Source organism: Flavobacterium caeni (assembly GCF_900101895.1).
GTDB lineage: Bacteria > Bacteroidota > Bacteroidia > Flavobacteriales > Flavobacteriaceae > Flavobacterium > Flavobacterium caeni.
Genome location: NZ_FMVF01000009.1, coordinates 175,635 through 196,611 on the forward strand (window position 1 = coordinate 175,635; position 20,977 = coordinate 196,611).

The window sequence follows — 20,977 nt, forward strand, 5'->3', positions numbered from 1 at the left end:
TGTCTTGCGTTAAGGCGATAGGACGGACACCGCATCGATTTGTTACACCTGTGCACCCGAGTTTTGTTTAATTTTACAGCCAAATTCCATCCGATGAAGAAAATCGCCGCCTTTGTTTTTGCCTCACTGTTTGCTGTGGGATGTGGTTCGCCGCAAAAAATAGAAGCGCTCAAACCCGAACCCGACCAGGCCGAGCCGTTGCTGTACGACAACGCCGTTTCGTTCATCGACATTCCGGTAGTCGTCAAAATCAAGGACATCGAAAACCAGACGAACAAAACTCTTACCGGACTGATTTACGAAGACAACAACATCGAAGACGACGATTATCAGGTCAAGATCTGGAAACTCGCGCCGATTACGCTGGCCAACGAAAAAGGCAAGATCAAAACGGTATTGCCGCTCAAGGCGCACGTCAAGTATCGGATTGGGACCAAACGGCTCGGCATCGATTTGTTTGACACCAAGGAATTCAATTTCAACGGCAACGTTTCGCTGGTAAGCGATGTGGCGCTCACGAACTGGAAAGTCAAGACGCATACCGAATTCAAATCGATCCAGTGGAACGAAAGCCCCACGATGAACGTCATGGGCAAGGCCGTTCCCATCACCTACATCATCAATCCTGCACTGCAACTGTTCAAATCGAAAATCGAGAAAAGCATCGACGAAGCCATTGCCCAATCGATGGACTTCAAGCCCAGCGTACTCGACGCACTCGACAAGATTTGTACGCCGTTCCAGATGAACCAAGCCTACGACACGTGGTTGCGCATCAACCCCAGCGAATTGTACACCACCGAAGCCAAATTACAGCAAGACAAAATCATGTTCGAGATGGGGCTCAAATGCACCATTGAAACGCTCGTGGGGCAAAAACCGACCGATCAGTTCGACCGTTCGAAAATCGTTCTCAAGCCCGTGGCCAAGATGCCCGATCACATCACGGCCAACATCGTCGCGGTATCGACCTATGCCGATGCCTCGAAAATCCTGACCAAGAATTTCATGGGACAGGAATTTGGTTCGGGCAGTAAAAAAGTAAAGGTACAAGGCGTAGAACTTTGGCAAAAAAACGGCAAGATGATCATCGCTTTGGATCTTTTGGGCAGTTTGAACGGGCGCATCTATCTCTCGGGCGTTCCGCAGTACAACGACCAAACCAAGGAAATTTATTTTGACCAACTCGACTATGTACTCGACACCAAGGGACGGCTCACGCGTACGGCCAACTGGCTGTTGCAGGGGTATGTACTGCGCAAAATGCAGGAAACCTGTCGGTATTCGATACAGCCCAACCTCGACGAGGGTAAGGCCAACCTGTTGCAATACATGAAAAACTATTCACCCATGCCGGGCGTGTTCGTCAACGGCCAAGTGGGTGACATCCAATTCCAAAAAATACAGCTGACCAACAAGGCCATCATTGCTTTCGTAAAAATAACGGGAGAAGTAAGTGTCGTGGTCGACGGGCTCAAATAGCCTTCTTTTGGCGCAACTTGTATACCCCGTAGGCCACCGCGCCCACAATCAGGTACGGAATGATCATCAGGTACACGATACCATCGTTGACCGCTTCGGCCTTGGCAACATCGCCCTCAGACTCGATGGCCGCACGGCACATCGCACACTGGGCATGGGTCACGCCTGAGTACAACAATACGACCAGCACAAGGAAAATTTTTCCCAGTTGGGCAGCGCCTTTGGACTTTTGACTTTCGACTTTTAACTTACTGGGCATAATACGGCGAAATCATTAAATACACCACCACGCCCGTCACGGCCACATACAGCCAAATCGGGAAGGTGATGCGTGCAATCTTGCGGTGACGGTCGAAACGCTCGGCCAGCGCGCGTACATAGGTAATGAGCACCAGCGGGATAATGACGATGGACAGCAAAATATGCGTAAGCAGGATAAACAAATACACAAAACGCGTGGCCCCGACGGCATCGGTTTCGGCTGCGCTGCGCACCCCGTCGTGGTCGAGGTCGCCAAACACGGTCGAATCGGCGGTCATGTGGTAGGCCACGTACATCACCAAAAACAACACCGACAAACAAATGGCCATCGTCATCAGGCGTTCGTGTAACTTTTGGTTGCCGTTCTTGATCGCGCGCACGGCCAAAACCAGCACCAGCGCCGTAATGCCGTTGATGGTGGCATAAATGGGCGGCAGGAAAGAAAACGGTTCAACCTCGTAGCCAAAGTCCTTGAGTTTGACGCTGAACAGCACGGCCACGACCACCGGGATCAACACCGATACGACGATGATGAACTTGCTGAATTTTTGTTCGAGATTTTGGTTCGGATTAATGCTTTCCATTATTCTTTCAAAAGTTTTGCGATGTCTTGTTGGATGGCCTTGACGCCTTGCTTTTCGAGGCCGTCGTAGTACAAAATCGGGTTGCCGTATTCGTCCTGGCGACAACGGATGTTCCCGTTTTTGTCGATGAGCGCAAACAGCCCCGAATGTTCGAATCCGCCGCCTACTTTGCTGTTTTTGCCCGCATACAGGTTAAAACCCTTGTTCGACAAACCCAGAATGTAGTCCTGGTCGCCCGTGAGCATGTGCCAGTTCGACGACTTGACGCCAATCAGATCGGCATGGTCTTTCAAGACTTGGGGGGTATCGTACTCGGGGTTGATCGTAATCGAGGCGATGCCAAAATTCGGATTCCCGAAAAACTTGTTCTGGATCTCGATCATGTTGGCGTTCATCTTGGGGCAAATCGTCGGACAGGTCGTAAAGAAAAACTCGAGCACGTATACCTTGCCCGCAAAATCTACATTCGTGATTTTTTGGTTGTGTTGGTTGGTGAGCTCGAACTTGGGCGCCGGCCCGATGGTTTCGAGCTTCGCATCGCTGCGGTGCGTAGATACCTGGTCTACGCGTTGGCCTTCGACCACGTCATTGCCTTTGATGCGGTTGACGATCTTGGGCACAAAAATGATCCCAAAAACCAAAATAACGAGCGATATCCCGATGTATGATTTGCTTTTCATCAGATTTCCCTTGGGCTTGCGTTGTTGTTCTTTTTGTAGGCCGCGCGGTATTCGTACAGCATCACCTTAAAATCGTCGAGCATTTCGTTCGACAATTCCGCCGGATGGAACGTATTGTATCCTTCGCGGTATTCTTCGCCTGTACGGCCACGCAGGTTGCGGTCTTTGTCCAGCAGATACACGTGCGACGTACCGAAATCAGGCCCCAACTTGCCTTGCAATTTGAGCTGACTGTGGAACTTTTGGATTTCTTCGGGCGTAGCAAATACAAAATGCCAGTGCGACATATCGGTCGTGGCCGTCATCGCCTCTAGGATTTGCGCAGCATCGGCTTCGGTTCCTATCGGACAAAGGTACACGAACTGCAAATCGGTGAATTCGTGGTAACGCAAATACACTTTTTGCTGCAGGTTGTACAGGTTGCCGCGGTTCTTGAGCAAATCTTTCCCGCCAAAACCAAGGATGGTAATTTTTCCGTTTAGCGAAATTCTTTCGTTTCGCGTCGAACGCCAGTCGCCAAAGTCGGCCACTTTAGGCGTCACCGTGGGCAAATGCGTAAATCCGTGTACGCCCGTGGCAAAAAACAAATACGCGACAATGGGCACCACAAAAAGGGTAAAAAGAATCAGTTTTTTTTTCATTGCCGCTGCGTTTTGTCGGGTACAAAAATAAAAAAAGACGGTCGTAAAACCGTCTTTTTCGCTACTTATTATATTGTTAAAAATTCCATTTGATCGTCGATCTTTTAAAGACCTCGAAAACGTAGTCTGCTTCGACGAGTAAAATGAAAAGAAGGTACAAAACCAGGAAAACCACCGGCGCCACCACACTCCATCTAAGGCTTGCGGTTTCACCCTCGAGGTGCATGAACGCCCAAATGATGTAATAGGCCTTAAAAATGGTCAGGATGATGAAAATCCAGTTGAGCAGGTTCATGCTCAGGAAATTGGTCATGTGTAACGATTCCGGTTTAATAATACCCAAGATAACCTCTACGGTGGTCACTACCGACAAAATGCCGAAAACCAACCAGATTCGTTTTGTATTTGATACATGTTCGTGTGCCATGGTGTTGCTATTTGAAAATTAAACGAGGTAGAAAAAGGTGAATACGAATACCCAAACCAAGTCGACAAAGTGCCAGTACAAACCAACCTTTTCGACCATTTCGTAATTTCTTCGCTTTTCATAAGTACCCAACAATACGTTGAGGAAAATGATGAAGTTGATGATTACACCAGAAAATACGTGGAAACCGTGGAAACCTGTAATGAAGAAAAAGAAATCCGCAAACAACTTGCTGCCGTACTCGTTGCGCACCAAGTTGGCACCCTCTACTACGATCGCGCCGTTGGCCAGGAACTGCTCCGAAGCCTCACGCGTCAAAATTGTTTTGTGTTTGTGCTTGGTCAGGCTGTGGTCGATGCTTTTGTCGGCTTTGGCGGCCGCATCGTCTTTGTACAAGACCTCGGTACGCACACGGATGTTCGGATGCGCCTTGAAACCGGCCTGCACTTCGGCCAACGAATAGCTCGGCAAGCTGCTTCCCGATTGGAACCAGGTCGAACGGCTACGCGTCAGTTCGGCTCTTTCTTCGGGCAAATCGACCGCAAAGTCGGCCAAGGCCACGCGCTTACCTGTATCGTCTACAAACTGCAGCAAGCTACCGCCTTTGGTTTCTACCGCGCCGTACTCGCCCTTGATGAAGTTTTTCCACTCCCAAGCCTGCGACCCAACGAAGATCAAACCACCAATGATGGTCAAGAACATGTAAAACGTGACTTTCTTCTTGTTCATTTGGTGCCCGGCATCTACGGCCAACACCATCGTCACCGACGAAAAGATCAAAATAAAAGTCATGAGCGCGACATAATACATCGGCGCTGCAACCCCATGCAAGAACGGGAAGTGCGTAAACACCTCGTCGGGCAAAGGCCAAGTTTCGATGAATTTGAATCTTGAGAAACCGTAAGCGGCGAGGAATCCCGAAAAAGTCAAGGCATCCGATACGATAAAGAACCACATCATGAGCTTTCCATAATTGGCGCCCAACGGCTCGTTACCGCCACCCCAGGTTTTTTGTTGCGTGTGTGCTGTATGCGCTGTCGCTTCCATAAAGTATTACGTTAAAAAGTTCCCAAATTTACGTTTTTTTCTTATTTAAAGAAATATAAAAATAAAAACAAATACACCCACAGCAAATCTAGGAAATGCCAGTACATTGCACCTAGCTCTATTCCAAGGGTTTGACCGGGGCCGTATTTTTGTTTAAAATGATTATAAATTATGACCAAAAGCGCGATGAGACCGCCCGCCAAGTGGGCCATGTGCGTGATGGTGACCACATACAAAAAGGTGGTCGTGATGTTGCTCTCGCTACCGGTAAAATAAAAGCCCTGTGCAATGACGGCGTCAAAACCAGCAAATTGTAAAAAAACAAAAGCAATCCCCAAACCCAAAGTGGCGAGCAAGAAGCCCGTCGTGGCGCCGCGGTCGCCTTTTTGGACGCTTTGTTTGGCAAGGTGAAACGTCACGCTGCATGCAATGATGACGGCTGTACTGATAAAAAAAGGCATCGGCATCTGAAAGTCCTTCAACCAATCGGCGCGGCTCTTGCTCACGATAAACGCGCTGGTGAGCGCCGCAAACATCATGACCATGCTGCCCATCGCAAAAAGCAACAGCATTTTTTTGGAACGGTCGTTCCGGGCTTTGTCCTCGGGGGTTAAGATCGATTGGTTCATCTCAAAAACTTATCTAAAATATACACGATTTGCAACAGCGTAATGTACGAAACGCTAACCAGCATCAGCCTTTTGGCGGCCTGTGCCGTACGCAGTTGGTACAGTTTTACCGCATAAAACAACATCCAGACGCCGAGCAGGAATACGATTCCGGCCGAAATTGGCGTGATAAAAAAGCGCCCGGTATAGCCCAAACAAGGCAACAACGACGCAATCATGAGCCAAACGGTGTACAAAATGGTCTGCAACGCGGTCGAGCGGTCTTTCTTGCCCGAAGGCAGCATGAAAAATCCCGCCTTTTCGTAGTCTTCATACAAAAACCAGCCGATGGACCAAAAATGTGGAAACTGCCAAAAGAATTGGATCAGGAACAACGTCCCGGCTTCGATGCCAAAATCGTCGGTGGCGGCCACCCAGCCCAGCATGAAAGGGATGGCGCCCGGGAACGCCCCCACAAAAACAGACAAAGGCGTCATGGTTTTGAGCGGCGTGTATACGCTGGTGTACAAAAAAATCGAAATCGCGCCAAACATGGCGGTCTTTGGATTGATCAAATAAAGCAAAATCAACCCGATGATTGTAAGCGAACTCGCCACAAACAACGCAACATTAGGCGTCATTCTGCCCGCGGGAACGGGTCGGTTCTTGGTACGGTCCATCTTGGCGTCGAGGTCTTTTTCGATGACCTGGTTGAACGCATTCGACGCGCCCACCATACAGTAGCCGCCCACCATCAGCATGGTCAGGACACGCCAACTGAACGGATAGGCCTCGTTTACGCCCAGCAGGTAACCCGCAATCGACGAAAACAGCACGCTGATCGCCAATCCTGCCTTGGTGATTTCCTTAAAATCGGTAAAAATGGATCGAATGGAAAAGCTATTGCCCGATGCGTTCAAAACGGATTTCATTTGTCGCGCAAAGGTAGTTTATAGAAAGCGACTGGGCAAGCAAATTGGCGTAAAGTCGACCGTTAAAAGTCAAATGTCGAATGTCAAACGTCGAACGAGTAAAAACCGATGGTCGTACAGCGCAAGCCGAACCTGCGAAAGCGATCCTCTATTCAACTAAAACCACAATACACATTGCTCGGCGTTCGACAAAATTTTAATAATCGTAATACCAATTGAAGATGTCGCTGCGCAATCCAATCGAGAACCAATTGGTCGAATCGCTAAAATTTTCGAGCGTGTCTTCGAGCGGATTAAAATTCCGGTGGATGTAGCTCACAAACAATTTGAGGTTCGTGGCCGGATTGATCAGGTAACCCGTCTGGACATCGGCGATAAAAACATTGGTCGTATTGCCCTGGCCGATCTTGACGCCCGTATTGCGCGCCCTGTTCAAATCGTAATCACGGTAAATGTTCCCACCGTAGTTGAGCGTATCGGTCGCGGTATCAAAGTCGAGTCCGCGCTTGCCGATCGTAAACTTGGCATCGGCAAAATAACGCCCCTTGTGGTAACGCGCAATCGCAATCACCTCGCGAAAGTTGCCGCCCCACTGGTGGCCCAGGCTTTGGTTGGTGTGCCCATAGTTGGTGATGGGCTCGCTGTGCGCGTACACATACGGCCGCACGTGGTTGTATTCGGCCTGCACGAGCAAATTCTCGACATTGAACGCATTGAAATACTTCACGCCCAACTGGTACCCAAACTTGTTTTTCCAGCTTTGGTCGCCGTCCTTGATGTCGCCGAGCGAAAACTCATCGAGCAAAAACTGACCGTAAACATTGAATTGGTTGTTGATTTTGTATTTGGACGTGAGCCCCAAAAGCGCATTCCCGCTGCGCGCCGACGACGCAAATTCGACCGATCGGTAAAAAATAATCGGATTGAAAAAACTCATGTCAAAGCCGCGGCCGTTTTCGTTGGCCCAAATCACCGATTCAAAAAAACCGATGTTGAGTCTTTTGGTCGCGTTCCAGCTCAAATAATGGTTGGCCATGTACTTGGTGGCATAGGTGCGGTCGAGCGTGACTTCGGGACGCACGTCTTTGAGGAACATATACGTATTGGTGTACTTGATTTTCCAAAACGTAGTGTTGATTTTAAAAAACGGATAGTTGCTGACGCCATCGGTCACGATCAACGAACGATAGCCGTCGCCTACAAAATTGCGACCGTAGCCGAGCTGCAGGTTGAACATTTTGTTGGGTGTATAACTGATGTTGGCCTCGGCGTTGGGCATGTCGTAAGAATCCGAGCTGAATCTCTTGGCGATGCCGATACCAGGTACAATCGCCGGATTTCCGCCGCCGGCAGGCCTCAAATACTCCGAATACCGGTTGTAGTAATCGGCAAAGTGCCCCTGGCTTTCGTAAATGGTTGTGGTGAAACTGATGTCGCGACCCAGCGCACCCTGCACCTGCAAGGCCCTCGTGTTCAAATAAGTATCTTGCGAATTCTTGCTTTGTGCGCGACCCACCTGTAAATCGAAAACCGGATTGAGCGTAAACCAGTAGCCCTCGCCCTGGATTTGCACGGTATTCTCGTTCCACAATTTGCGCCCGAACCAACTGGTTTTGTTCTTGAGCAATTTTTGATTGGCCTCGCGGAGGTTGTAATAGCGCGAAACCTCTGCATAAGTATACGGCTTGACTGCGGTGTGGTTGTTGGCGCCCACTTGGTTCATCGCATCGTCGAATTGGGCGTAAAAACTGTGCGAAAACGGAATGTTCAGGTGGCTGTCGAACTTGGGCTCGTCGAATTTGTGGTAGACGATGCTGTCGTATTCGGTCAATTCCTTGCTTCGGTTGACCGCGTAGTTCGTGGCCGCGAATTGCTTCTCGGCTGCGATTTTGTCGACGGTTTCCTGCGCCACCTGGGCACTGGTTTTGAGCGGCACGGCAATCTTGATCGTATATTTCGCATAGGTCGGACTACCGTTGTAGGTAGGCGGGCTTACCTTCGGGAAATTCTCGAAAACCCTTTTGGCCTCGGCCACCAGCGGTTCGTGTGGCGCATCGGCATAAATTGGTTTGAACTTTCCTTCGGCATCCACTTCAAACAACACAATGATGTTGCCCTTAAAATCCTGCTGTCCTTCGGGCAGTTTGTAATTGTTGAATACAAAATCCTGTACCCGCGCGTAAAAACACTGCTCGAGGTCGGCGCCCTTCTTTTCCTGACAGTCGGGAAAAACCGGAGGCTGATCGCCCGAGGTTGAAATTTGTGCCTGCGCCAACGACGCCAATGCAAAAAATAGGACAGAAAAATATTTTTTCATGACTGGTTCTTTAATAATTGCTTTGCGCCGTACGTCCCTCGACAATGGCTTTGGCCGACGATGTCCCGATGCGTTTGACGCCCAAACGGATCATCGCCTCGGCTTCGGCATACGTACGCACACCGCCGGCCGCTTTTACCGGGAGTGGCGAGGCATTCTCGAGCATCATCACAATCGTTTCGACGGTGGCGCCGTTGGGTTTTCCGTCGGTGGTTGGGTAAAATCCGGTAGACGACTTGACAAACACCTGGTCGTAACAATCCTCCTTAAAATGCGCCATGACCACGTTTTTGATCAAGGTCGAAAGTTGCACGACTTGCTGGTGGTCGAGCGCCGCCACCTCGATGATCCACTTGACGATCTTGTGGTGTTGCAAGCCGAGCTGCGTTCCTTTTAAAATCTCTTCCTTGACCAGCGCAACCTCGCCCTTTTTAAAGGCCTCGTAATTGCAAACGAAATCCAGGTCGTCGGCACCATCGGCAATCGCTTTCTCGGCTTCGGCCAGCTTGGCTTCGATGGGTGAACGGCCTTCGGGGAAATCGATGACGGTCCCGATGGTCAATTTCGATTGGGCGTCGGCAACCATTTGCCTAGCCATCGCGACATACTCGGGCCTGATCATGATCAACTTAAACGCCGCATCGATCGCCTCCTGGATGAATCCTTGCGCAATCCCTTTATTTTCGGCCTCGCTGATTCCAGCCTGAACGGCGGTCTTGAGGTAAGTCGAATCGAGAAAAGATTTAATGTTCATGGCGTAAAAATAAAAAATCCCACCAAAAGTGGGACGTATTCCTTGATTTAATTCGAACGCACTGGGGCATAGCGCATTGTCGTTAAAATGATCAACACCGCCACGGTTGCTCCAAAAAGATTGGCCATGATATCGGCCATATCGGCTTGTCTCGTGGTGGTCATGACGCCTTGCAATACTTCCATCAAGGCGCCGTAGGCCAACGAACCCACAAACACCTTGAGCAACGGCCGCGGTGTCCCGATCCTGAGATAGGCAAACCAAAGCAACGTAAAGACGAAATGAAAAACGGCGTGAACGTACTTGTCGGCACCCGCAATCTTAACCGTAGGCAACTTGTTGAAACTGACCAAACACAACACCGCAATAAGCAATGTCCATGCAACGGCCAGCGTCAGCCACAGCTTTTTATGCGCCAATAAGGTCTTTGTACGCATCGGCAGAGAGTAATTCGTCAAAGTCGGCCGTGTTGTTCACTTTGACTTTGATCATCCAGCCTTTGCCGTACGGGTCGGTATTGACCGTTTCGGGTGCACTTTCGAGCTCGTCGTTGAATTCGACGATTTCGCCCGCCATCGGCAGGAACAAATCCGACACCGTCTTGACCGCTTCTACCGTACCGAACACTTCGTCCTTGTCGAGCGTTTGGTCGAGCGTCTCGACTTCGACATACACGATGTCGCCGAGCTCCTTTTGTGCAAAATCGGTGATGCCCACCGTAGCGATATCGCCGTCAAGCGACACCCATTCGTGGTCTTTGGTATACTTTAAATTGGCTGGAATATTCATGTTGTAGCTTGTTATATTGTTCGAACAAATGTAGCGTTTGCCCTTGTGATTTTAAAATTTTTGCGGGTTAATTTCCAAAGTTGTAACGCAACGTAAAGCCCGCGCGGATGTTCGTAATCGGGAACGATGTAGAAATGACCGCTTTAGAGAACGAATGGTCGTAATAGAAAATCGCCGTCAGGTTCTTGCTGAACGAGTAATCTGCGGTAAGCTTGGCCGACCAAAGGTTTTGCCCGCCCGAAAGCTGGTTGTTGTCGTAATCCAAATAACGCACGATGGTTTCGCTGTTTCGGTACGATGCATCGACTTTGATGTTGATGTCGCTCTTGATGATGCCCGTTGGGTTGTCGGCCAGTCGCGTCGAGATGATCACGTCCTTGATGCGGTAACCCAATCCTACGACATATTCGATTCCTTTGACCTCGGTGAGCAAGTTGTTGTCGAAACTCATCGAAAGCGCACGGTCTTTTTTCATCTCGGCCAACACCTTGAACGAGTTCTTGAATTCCATATCCACGCGCATCAATGGCGAAAACTGTTCAACCAGGTTCATGTTTTGGATGATCGTCTTGTTGTACAGGTTGCCCCCCGCGTCTACGTTAAGCGAACCGTCGTTACGACGACCCGATGGCGCTTTGTCGTACTCGAAATTCGATCGGAACGAGTTGATCGTATACGAGGCGCGATAACTGTTCTGCAACGAGAAGCGCTTGAAGCGGTCCTTGAAGAACTTGTAACGCATAAGCCCGCTGTATTTGATGGTCCAGTTCGGGATCGGGATGTCGCGGAACGCATCGAGCGAAATCTTCTTGGTGTCTTCTCCGGCCGGTTTGCTGATGAGTCCCGTGTAGGCCGCCAGGAACGACGGGATCAAAACCGCCTGGTTGTTCTTCCCATAGCCTATCGGATAACCCGCGTTGGATTGGTAAATTTCGTAACGCGGATCGCTCGGGTCGGTAATTACATTCGCGCCCTCGTTGTAACGCGGAATCGGTTGCCCGGCGTAAAACTGTTCGGCCAATCGGTTGGCGATGATGATGCGGTTGTTCTTGAAATCGTCGAACGCCGACGACGTGATCTCGTCGCTGGTCTTGAACGCCGTGGCGAGCATCACCGTCGAAATCGAGAAGTTGCCGAACGTGTAAGGCGAACGCGAGTTGTATTGCCCACCCGTGACATCATACTGTTCCGAATAGTTGTCTACATAGGTGCGGTCGGCGTTCAAATCGATCTTGAAATCGGGGAACAAATCTACGTTGGCCGTCATGTTAAGCGTCTTGCTCGTGACCGCCGTATAGTTTTGGTTGAACTCCGGATAGTTGGTCAAATACCCCGATCGGGCCGCCTCATAACGCACATCGTCCTGCGAACCGAGGATAAAGCCCAACGTTGGCTTGGTCGTCCCAAAGAACCCGAGCCCCGGCAAATACCCCGGAAGCACCGTTCCCTGGTTTTGCGTATAGTTGATTTGCAGGTTCTTGACGCTGGTCGCGATTCCGATCAAACCGTCGAGGAACACATTGCCTTGGTTGGCCGCAGGTTGCGCCGTATTGGTGATCTTCTCGCCCGGCTTCGGCTGTTTGGCTGGTTGCGGACGCGCCGGTGTTTTTGGCTTTTTGGTCAGTCCGATGTATTTGTAAAGCAAATCCATGTTGAACGTCGTGTTGAGCTTGTGCGACGCGGCGTTCTGGATGGTATTCCCCAAATTGTACGTTATGCCGTCTACCTCGACTTCCTGCAACGCGATCGAAGCGCGCGTCCAGCTGTAATCGCCCGTATACGAATACGTCGATTTGAGGAACGCAAAAGTCGGGATCTTGCTGATCGGCAAGTCGTAATTCACCACAATTTGCTGCGCGTGCTGGTTGGGCGTACCAATGTTCCAGTAATCGTCCCAAATCGTAACGGTGTTGTCGGGCTCGTTGTTCTCGTTCAAATAATTGCGAACGATGTTGCTCGACGTGGCCGTGTAATTGATCTTGAGCGCCTTGGTCAAATTGTAGTTGAACCCATACTGGTAGTTGAACATGAAATTCCTGCGGTACAACGCATCGAGCGGAATACCCGCCACGTCCACCTGACGGAACTGCTGCTTGTTGTACTGTCTGATGATGTTCGTGCTGAACGAGATGTTACTCGGCAGGTAGTTGAAATTGAAATCGCTGAGCAATTTCCAATAGCTGCTTTTCTTGAAGAACTTGCTCTTAGAAAACGGCTCGACCGGTTTTGGCGTAAAGTTATACGTATAGTCTACCGTCGTGTTGACCTGCTGGTCGCGGAAACTCTCGATCTCGAAATTGTGTCGGTCGACTTCGTTGTACGAATACGACAACGTCAGGTTTTCGGGATCGTAAATGCGCTGCTTTTGTTCGGGCGCACGTTCTTTCCTGACGCCGATAAAGTTGATGCTCGTACGTTTGGTATAATCGATTGCGCGGTTTTTGATGTTCTCGCGCTCGGCCGGATCGGCGGTTACCTCGAGCAACTGGTCGAGTTTGATGTCCTGGTTGAACGGATCGTACTGCGGCGTGATGATCTCCTCGCCCACGCCATAGTTGAACGGCAAGTTGATGCCCCATTTTTTAGGCAACAACTTCCCAAGGTTCAAATTCGTGACGATGTTGTACTGTTTCATGTCTTCGCGGCTGCGTTCGTTCGGGCCTTGCTCGAGCGTACCAAAACCAATGGTGCTCATCCTGCCTGTTGCCGACACGGTCGCAAAATCGGCCACGTTACCGTCTACGTTGACCACTGCGGCCATACCGCCTTTGTTGTCCATTTCGGCCAAACGAAGTTCGTTGAACCACACCTCGCCCGTAATCTCACGGCCTGCCGGATTGGCTGGCGTTTGTGTGTTGTTGCGCACCCCGACCATGAGCGTACGCACGAGCCCGAAGTTCGGATTCCCGCGCACCCCGATCCTGAGGTTGCCCACCTGCTTGTAATAGATTTCGCCCGGTGCTAAAGGCCCTGCCTGACGTGATTCGATTTTGATTTCGGTAAGCGATGCCAACGCCAGATCGATTTCGTTGGTGGCAGGCCAAACCAATTCAGGAACACCTGTTCCCGGTTGTGTCACGTCGAGCGGAATCTCGACCTGGTAAAAGTTTTCGGTAAAGTCGTTTCCGAAACGGATGAAACCAGCCATCTCGCCATTGGTGATTGGTGCCGGATTGTCGTTTACGAGCGCCTCGGCATGCAGGAACATCTTCAACCGCTTGAACTGACGCATGTCTACGTTGACGTTCTTGAACACCGCACGCGAATCGCCCGGCTCCAAGCCCGTACCCGACACGCGCAACGCCAACGATTGCTCGTTCTGGTTGATCAGTGTGTTGTTGTTGTACAACTGTTCGCGCACCACGCCCGGCGGCGATACGTAACGCACCGGCGAACGCTCGGAGTTCTCCTGGATGTTCACCGATTCTACGTCGAAGTCGGTGGTGTCGAGGTCGTTTTGTTCGGTTGTCTCGTTCGGGTCGAGTGTAAAAAGGTATCTTCTCCACTCGCCGCGCACCAAGTCGAGCGCGCCAAAACGAAGGGTAATGTCGTCGGTGAATCCGGTCAAGAACATACGCATGAAACGGATCGACGTGAAATCGGAAATAGCACCCACCTTGCTCTCGAATTGCGTGATTGGGATCTTGAACTGGATCCATCGGCCCGGCGTGGTTTCGCCCGGTGCGTTCGACCCCGGAATCGATGCCACGACTTCCTGTACGTTGGTCACAAAATTCGACCCCACGTTCATGTTCGGTTGGATGTCGATGTGGTACTCGTAGTACGCATTGATTTCGTCCATCGTATTGTCGCGGTTGATGTCCTCGACGTCAGGGATGGTCGTGCTGCCGCGGTTGTTGTCCGATACGTTCACCGGCGAGTTGCCTTGCGTGCCGTTGTAGAATTTGTAACGGTCGATGATGTTTCCGGTGGCGGTCAGGAAAAACTGGTAGTTGTCGGCCGCCGGATCGGGCTGGCCTGCAAAGTTGGTGTACACCGATCCTTCCTCGGCATCGTTGAGTCCGTCCAAACCAACGTCCTGTGCGGCGCGGTTGCCTTCGTTAGTGTCGAACGCATACACGAGCGATTGCGATCCGGCCACCTTACCCCATGGCGTGTTGTACACGAATTGGTTGGTCGATCCCGGTTCGGGCAAACCATTCTCGTACTGCTTGCGGCCGTCCTTGAGGATGTCTTCAGAAATCGATCCAAGGTTAAAGAAAATCTTTCCGGTGTTGCCCGGGGTGTTTGGCGTAGGGCCGTTGTAACCCACATACGGGTCGAGCATCCAGAATTGGATGTATTCTACGTTGCCCTGCTCGAAGTTGGTCGAGTTGAGCGCGCGCATGATACCGCCAAAGTTGTCCTCGGGCGTCGCGGCGACGTTCGGGTTGTTGTTGTATGGGCCGCGCTCACGTGGATAGTACGTCAAATCGAGCGTCGGCAACGTGACGATTTGCCCGATCGCGATGTCGGTGTTCGGGTACAATTCCTCGTTCATGATTTGACGCGTCTTGTTCCACGAAATATCGTCTACCGAAATGCCGTTCGGTCTTGTCGCATAAATGATCGGGTCGATCGTATACCAGCTCAAACGCGAACGCTTGAAACCGTACTGCAGATTGTTGAGCAGGTTGCCCCCAAAATCGGGATACAAATTCGGGCCCGACGTAGGTTTGATCGGCACCGAAGACAACGACCATGACGATGGCGTACGCAAGTCGATGGTGGTTTGCGATCCTTCGAAATCGTCTACATACAAGGTCGATTCGCCGTTGAACTGGTCGGCCTTTGGCGTATCGGGTTTGAGGAACGCCACCTCGCCGCGGAACGAGAAGTTCGACGGCACATCGGTATCGATGTTCGGCAATTTGTTGACCATACGCGTCAGAAACGGAATCTCGGTCGAGTAATTCACGTTCATGCCGTAAATGGTATTGTTCACTGATTCCTGCCCATAGTTCGACTTTTGCGTAAACGGACGTTCGGTCATTTTGAGCAAGGTACCGCCAATGACAAAATTCTCTGAAAATTTGTGCTCTACGTTAAAGCCCCAGAAACGTCGGGTTTGCTGGCCAAACGTCGAATTGTTCTCGACCGACACCTCGATCGGGATGTTCGATGCCTGCAACGCCGGATCAAGAATCTGTACGCGGCCCGCCTGGTAGTTCACGCTGTAATCGACGCCTTCTACGAGCACGCGTCCGCCAGCGGTCACGACCACCGAACCTCTTGGTACGTTGAACGCTCCAATCGGAATACCCTCGCCACCCGCCGATTTGAACTTACCGCGCAATTGGTATTTGTTCTTGTCGCTGTCCTGCAAGGCCTGCGCCTGCGTTTTGCGGTACATGGCCTGGAAGACGTATTTTGCCTGGTTTTGGTTGTAGGTGTTCGGATCGGCGTAGGTTTCGGTGCCGTTGCTGAGTTTCTTGAACATCAACTCGCCAAACGGTTCCTTGGTCGTAAAGATCAATCGGCCGTTGGTTTGGTCTACGGTGAGCCCGGGCAAGAAATCGAAAAAGCCGTCACCGCCGGTTTGCGGGTCGTTGTTGTAATTGAGTTTGTCGATGTTAAGCACCTTGAGGAGCGGCGTTTCGGCCACGCGGTTCTCGGGCAACGGATTCGCAGGGAAACTCGTGCCCGCCACCGGCGTGATGTAGTTGATGGGCGACGGATCCGAATACAAAATGTTGAACCTGAAATCTTCCTGTTCCAACTGATAAGCCCCCGGAATCTGATAAATGTTCTTCATCATCAAGTTCCAGAGCGGCGCATCTACATTGGTAAGGCTGCTCTTGAGCATCTTGAGGACCAGCGTTTGCGAGGTGATGCTTTCGGGTTGCCCGGTCGTCGGATCGGTAGGGCCCACCTGCGTGGCATCTACACCATCGTTCCCGAATTCACCCACCTGGTACACCGTCGAGCCCACCGTATACTGGTAGGCCACGGCCAGCACCTCGTCGTTGTTGAGGCGTTGCTGCAGGGAAATGTAACCCAATTGCGGATGAAAGGTATACTCGTTCGCGCTGAGTTTACGCGCATTTTCGAGCTTGGCGTAGTCTTGACCTTGTACGGGTGTCACGCCTGTAAAACCTGCATCCGAAGTCGCGATTTCGCGGATGTTCGGGTTCAGGATACCGCCACCGCCAGCGATCAACGCCGGGTTGTAGCGGTTGTTCTTGTTGTCTACCGGCGAGTTGGGCGCCACGGTGAAAAAGTTGCCAGGCGGCGGACTCGGCGTATTGACAATGACCAAATCCTCATCGGGGACGCCGGTGAGCCTGGCCTCGCCCAAATCCTGCAACGCAATGATGTTGCGCAGGTTGTTGTTGGTCGTATTGATGCGGTTTTGCTTGTTGGTGACCCACACCTCGATCCGCGTAATTTGCACGCGGCTGTCGATGAACGGGTAGTTGTCGAGCGATTCGTCGTAGCGGTTGCGGAAGTACTGCGACAGGAAAAAGTGACGGTCGTTGTCGTAGTCGAGCGCAAAGAAATCAAAATCCTGTATGGTTGCGCCACCCTCGGCGGTTACGGTGCGCGTTTGCGATTTTTGTTCAGAGAAAACCCCTGTCACCGTCGTGCGCCCAAACTGCAACTGGGCCTTGACCCCAAAGAGGCTTTGCGCCCCGCGGATCAACGAGCTGTTGAGCGGCAAACTTACGTTACCGACTTCGATTTTCTGAATGATGTCGTCTTCGGTAGGCGTGTATTCGAGTTTGATCAGGTTCTGGAATGCAAACGTCGATTCGGTGTCGTAATTGGCCGTCACCTGAAGACGCGTACCCACCTTGCCCATCAAACTCATCGAGATGCGTTGGTCGAAATCAAAGTTGGTCGTGGTCCTGTTTCGCGGCGAAAAGGCTGGGTTGTCTTGTTTGGTGTAACGAACGCCTAAGTCAATCTCTACGGAGCCTGTGGGCTTTACGTCGATCGTATTCGAACCAAATATCGACTCAAAAAATCCTGAATTGACGTAGTACCGCGGCAGCAAATCCTTCTTGGCTTCGGCCGTGCCTTCTTTTTTGCCGTCGATGGCATCGGATTTCTTTTGGAAATACTTGCGCATGGCTTCGCGCTGCACCAATTCGTCGTACTCTTTGGGCGTGAGGATAATCGGGTAATTGATGTTAAAATCGTCTACCGAATGGGTATAGACATAGCGGTTCGTGACCGGATCGTAGGTATAGGCTTCTACAATACTTGGCGGATTGTCCATCTCGAGCGAACCCACGGTGTAGCCGGTTTTTACCGAATCCTGCACCTCTTCGTCGGTTTCTTCTTCAACCTGCGCCTGCAAACCCAAACTAAAAAGCAAGAGCCAGCAAAATCCGCTGAATTTTATAAGGGGTTTTATGGGGTTAAGGTAAAATGTTTTCAAGTATTATAAATTTTTTAATGCCTGTTTGATTAGTGATTCCACCGATGCATCGGGTTGTGCACCGACGAGTTTGTCGAGGACTTTCTCTGCCAATTTTTTGTTAAAGCCCAAAACCTCCAAAGCAGATAACGCTTCGTCCTTGTTTGTATTGTTTGGCGTCATCGAAACTTCGTCCAAATCGTAGACTTTTAACACTTTGTCCTTAAGGTCCAAGATGGCGCGCTGCGCGGTTTTGTTGCCGATGCCCTTGATCGACTGTATGGCCGCAATATCGCCCACGGCCAACGCCTGGATGATTTGCTTGGGCTCGAGCGACGACAGCATCGTACGCGCAATCCCCGCACCAATACCCGATACAGACAACAACATCTTGAAAATCTCGCGTTCCGATTTCTCGACAAAACCAAACAACGTGTGCGCATCCTCCTTGATCTGGAGGTACGTAAAGAGCTTGATGTTTTCGGTTTGCGGAAGCAGCGAATACGTGTGCAAAGAAATGTGAACTTGATAGCCCACACCGTTACAGTCGATGACCACCTCTGTAGGCGATTTTTCTACTAACTTCCCTTGTAAATGTGCAATCATCGTTCTGTTAAAGTCATGCCAAATATAGCAAAAAACTTTAATTGGCTTGCATCCAAAGGCTGCGGTTAAATTTTTACGTGAAAGTTCTTGAGCCGTTTGTGTTTTTCTTGGGCATCGACCACCGCTACGGCGGCCATGTTCACCATCTCCTCTACGCTCGCGCCCAGCTGGAAAATGTGCACCGGTTTCTCCATCCCCAGCATGATCGGCCCCACCGAATCTACCTTGTACAATTCCTTGAGCAATTTGTAGTTGATGTTGGCCGCCTCGAGGTTCGGAAACAACAGCGTATTGACCTTTTTGCCCGCCAGTTTAGAGAACGGGAACTTGGCCTTGAGCATCTCTGAATTCAGCGCAAAATCGGCCTGAATTTCTCCATCGACGATCAAATCGGGATAGTATTTGTGCAAATAGGCCACGGCTTCGCGCACCTTGGTCGCGCTCGGATCGGTCGATGAACCGAAATTCGAGAACGACACCATCGCGATCACAGGCTCGAGCCCGAACATGCGTACGGTTTTGGCCGTCATGAGCGCAATCTTGGCCAAATCGTCCGAGGTTGGGTTGGGGTTGATGGCCGTGTCCGACAAAAACATCGGCCCGCGGTTGGTCATCATCATGTTGGTCGTCGCGATAATCGAAATCCCGGGCGCCTTGCCAATCAGTTGCATCATTGGCTTGACGACGCTCGGATAGCTGCGCGAGTAGCCTGTCACGAGCGCATCGGCTTCGCCTTCGTTGACCATCATGGCCGCAAAATAGTTGCGTTCGCGCATCCATTTTTGTGCGTCCAAAAGCGATACGCCGCGACGTTGGCGCGCCTTCCAGAACATTTCGGCATAGTGCAGACGGCGTTCGTCCTCTTCCTTGGTCTTGGGGTCGTAAATCGGGACTTCGGCGTCGAATCCGAGTTCTTCCTTGAGCTCGAGGATCACCTCTTTGTTGCCCAGCAAAATCGGAAAGCCGATGCCTTCTTCCAAAACAATCTGCGCGGCCTTGAGCACGTCGAGGTGGTCGGCTTCGGCAAAAACAACGCGCTTGGGCTCGGTCTTGGCGCGGTTCAGGAGCAAACGCACCATTTTGTTGTCGGAGCCCAGACGTTCAAGCAATTCTTCTTCGTATTTTTCCCAGTCCTGTATCGGATGCAACGCGACGCCCGAATCCATTGCGGCTTTGGCGACGGCCGGCGCAACGTGGGTAATCAAACGTGGATCGAATGGTTTGGGAATGATGTAATCGCGGCCAAAAATCAGCTTGGTCTCGCCATAGGCGATGTTGACCTGCTCGGGCACCGATTCCTTGGCCAATGCCGCGAGCGCCTTGACCGCGGCCATCTTCATCTCTTCGTTGATCTTGGTGGCGCGCACATCGAGCGCCCCTCGAAAAATATACGGAAACCCGAGTACGTTGTTCACCTGGTTCGGATGATCGGAACGCCCTGTGGCCATGATGATGTCTTTGCGCGTGGCGACCGCCAGCTCATAGTCGATTTCGGGAATCGGGTTGGCCATCGCAAACACGATCGGGTTGTCGGCCATGGCGAGCAACATCTCGGGTGTGAGGATGTTCCCGGCCGAAAGACCCAGGAAAATATCGGCACCCTTCATCGCCTGCTCGAGCGAATAATCGTTTTTGATGTCCTTGGCGTAGCGCAATTGAAGCGCCGAAAGGTCGGTACGGTCGGTGGTGAGCACGCCGTCTTTGTCGAACATGATGATGTGCTCGACCTTGACGCCCAGGGCCACGTACAAATTCGCACAGGCCAACGCCGCCGATCCGGCACCCGAAACGACAATCTTGACCGCCTCGATTTTCTTGTCGGCCAGTTCCAACGCATTCAACAGCGCAGCCGACGAAATGATGGCCGTGCCGTGCTGGTCGTCGTGCATGACCGGTATGTTGAGCTCCTCTACCAGGCGCCGCTCGATCTCGAACGATTCGGGCGCCTTGATGTCTTCGAGGTTGATGCCCCCGAACGTGGGCGAGATGTTTTTGACGGTCTCGACAAATTCGTCGATGTTCTTGGCGTCGATCTCGATGTCGAACACATCGATGTCGGCAAAAATCTTGAACAGCAATCCCTTGCCTTCCATGACGGGCTTGGACGCCTCTGGCCCGATGTCGCCCAATCCCAAAACGGCCGTTCCGTTGGTAATCACGGCCACCAGGTTGCCCTTGGCGGTGTATTTGTAAACGTTGTTGACGTCCTTGGCGATCTCAAGACACGGCTCGGCTACGCCCGGCGAATAGGCCAGCGACAAATCGCGTTGGGTGGCGTATTTTTTGGTAGGCACCACGGCAATCTTACCCGGTTGCGGTTTGGCGTGGTAGAGTAAGGCTTCGCGCCTTTTGCTGTTTCTCTTCATTGTCGCAGATTTATTCCGACTGACAAAGGTAAACGTATCGGGTTAATAAGGAAACTTTTTGCATCATTCTTTTGGCGATTCGCGAACCAAAGACGGCGCATCGCAACAAAAAAAGGCGCC

The 20,977-nt window shown here is 51.3% G+C and carries 16 protein-coding genes; 1 reads left to right on the forward strand and 15 read right to left on the reverse strand.

The genetic code is table 11. The features are described 5' to 3' along the window. Positions 1-93 precede the first annotated feature (93 nt). A complete protein-coding gene (locus BLP55_RS10640) occupies positions 94-1,482 on the forward strand; it encodes a DUF4403 family protein (RefSeq protein ID WP_091143440.1) in 1,389 nt (462 codons plus the stop codon). On the opposite strand, the gene BLP55_RS10645 is transcribed toward BLP55_RS10640, so the two are convergent. The 15 genes from BLP55_RS10645 to BLP55_RS10715 form a co-directional block, all read right to left on the reverse strand. Further along, on the reverse strand, positions 1,475-1,741 hold the full coding sequence (locus BLP55_RS10645; protein ID WP_170826845.1) for a hypothetical protein: 267 nt from the start codon (positions 1,739-1,741) through the stop codon (positions 1,475-1,477). The two genes, BLP55_RS10640 and BLP55_RS10645, sit on opposite strands and share 8 nt — an antisense overlap. Further along, the gene (locus tag BLP55_RS10650; protein WP_091143443.1) at positions 1,731-2,327 is read right to left on the reverse strand and encodes a DUF420 domain-containing protein; all 597 of its coding nucleotides are present in this window, start codon (positions 2,325-2,327) and stop codon (positions 1,731-1,733) included. Before BLP55_RS10650 ends, BLP55_RS10645 begins: the two co-directional genes overlap by 11 nt. Continuing rightward, positions 2,327-3,010 carry an SCO family protein gene (locus tag BLP55_RS10655; RefSeq protein ID WP_091143447.1) on the reverse strand — a complete coding sequence of 228 codons (684 nt, stop codon included), beginning with the start codon at positions 3,008-3,010 and terminating at the stop codon, positions 2,327-2,329. The genes BLP55_RS10650 and BLP55_RS10655 overlap by 1 nt, the downstream gene beginning before the upstream one ends. Further along, positions 3,007-3,648, reverse strand: a complete 642-nt coding sequence (locus BLP55_RS10660; RefSeq protein WP_091143450.1) for a hypothetical protein — start codon at positions 3,646-3,648, stop codon at positions 3,007-3,009. Before BLP55_RS10660 ends, BLP55_RS10655 begins: the two co-directional genes overlap by 4 nt. 76 nt (positions 3,649-3,724) lie before the next feature. Beyond that, positions 3,725-4,075, reverse strand: a complete 351-nt coding sequence (locus tag BLP55_RS10665; protein ID WP_091143454.1) for a cytochrome C oxidase subunit IV family protein — start codon at positions 4,073-4,075, stop codon at positions 3,725-3,727. Between the two features lie 18 nt (positions 4,076-4,093). Continuing rightward, entirely contained in the window at positions 4,094-5,122 is a 1,029-nt protein-coding gene (locus tag BLP55_RS10670) for a cytochrome c oxidase subunit 3 (protein WP_091143458.1), read from the reverse strand. A gap of 41 nt (positions 5,123-5,163) precedes the next feature. Further along, positions 5,164-5,751, reverse strand: a complete 588-nt coding sequence (locus BLP55_RS10675) for a cytochrome c oxidase subunit 3 (protein ID WP_091143462.1) — start codon at positions 5,749-5,751, stop codon at positions 5,164-5,166. Beyond that, complete coding sequence (gene cyoE, locus BLP55_RS10680; RefSeq protein ID WP_170826846.1) at positions 5,748-6,650, reverse strand: heme o synthase; 903 nt, start codon at positions 6,648-6,650, stop codon at positions 5,748-5,750. Before cyoE ends, BLP55_RS10675 begins: the two co-directional genes overlap by 4 nt. A gap of 208 nt (positions 6,651-6,858) precedes the next feature. Beyond that, positions 6,859-8,979 (reverse strand): gliding motility protein RemB, encoded by a 2,121-nt coding sequence (locus tag BLP55_RS10685; RefSeq protein ID WP_091143469.1) that lies wholly within the window; start codon positions 8,977-8,979, stop codon positions 6,859-6,861. A 10-nt stretch (positions 8,980-8,989) separates the two neighbouring features. Next, positions 8,990-9,733 (reverse strand): deoxyribose-phosphate aldolase, encoded by a 744-nt coding sequence (gene deoC / locus BLP55_RS10690; RefSeq protein ID WP_091143473.1) that lies wholly within the window; start codon positions 9,731-9,733, stop codon positions 8,990-8,992. A 47-nt stretch (positions 9,734-9,780) separates the two neighbouring features. After that, positions 9,781-10,170: a VanZ family protein gene (locus BLP55_RS10695; protein WP_139149649.1), complete on the reverse strand. Its 390-nt coding sequence runs from the start codon at positions 10,168-10,170 to the stop codon at positions 9,781-9,783. After that, entirely contained in the window at positions 10,142-10,522 is a 381-nt protein-coding gene (gene gcvH / locus BLP55_RS10700) for a glycine cleavage system protein GcvH (protein WP_091143479.1), read from the reverse strand. The genes BLP55_RS10695 and gcvH overlap by 29 nt, the downstream gene beginning before the upstream one ends. 67 nt (positions 10,523-10,589) lie before the next feature. Next, on the reverse strand, positions 10,590-17,843 hold the full coding sequence (gene sov / locus BLP55_RS10705) for a T9SS outer membrane translocon Sov/SprA (RefSeq protein ID WP_244503456.1): 7,254 nt from the start codon (positions 17,841-17,843) through the stop codon (positions 10,590-10,592). Positions 17,844-17,909: 66 nt separating this feature from the next. Beyond that, positions 17,910-18,491, reverse strand: coding sequence for a Holliday junction branch migration protein RuvA (gene ruvA, locus BLP55_RS10710; protein WP_091143483.1), 582 nt, complete (start codon positions 18,489-18,491; stop codon positions 17,910-17,912). A 65-nt stretch (positions 18,492-18,556) separates the two neighbouring features. Next, positions 18,557-20,857 carry an NADP-dependent malic enzyme gene (locus BLP55_RS10715; RefSeq protein WP_091143487.1) on the reverse strand — a complete coding sequence of 767 codons (2,301 nt, stop codon included), beginning with the start codon at positions 20,855-20,857 and terminating at the stop codon, positions 18,557-18,559. Positions 20,858-20,977: the final 120 nt, after the last annotated feature.